Annotated in this window: 1 pseudogene; it reads left to right on the top strand. The window is 72.0% G+C overall.

What is annotated here, in order from left to right:
- Positions 1-232, top strand: a pseudogene (locus KVT39_RS37545) (excinuclease ABC subunit C); the annotation flags it as partial.

Genomic DNA, 232 nt, shown 5'->3' with positions numbered 1-232 from the left:
CAACGAGCCCGCCGCCGAACCTCGTGCTGAGCGACGGCGGCAAGGCTCAGGCCGAAATCGCACGCCAGGTGTTCCCCGAGCTCGGGCTCGACACGTCGATGCTGGTCGGCGTCGCGCAAGGCGAGGGGCGCAAGGTCGGCCTCGAGACGCTCGTGTTCGCGGGCGGCCGCACGCCGCTCGACCTCGGCAAGGAAAGCGCGGCGCTGGTGCTCGTCGCGCAGGTTCGCGACGA

Origin of the sequence: Burkholderia sp. GbtcB21, from assembly GCF_019091065.1 — a bacterium.
Lineage (GTDB): Bacteria > Pseudomonadota > Gammaproteobacteria > Burkholderiales > Burkholderiaceae > Burkholderia > Burkholderia pyrrocinia_C.
The sequence above is the reverse complement of the archived record's forward strand: the minus strand, read 5'-3'. Positions and strand labels throughout refer to the sequence as shown.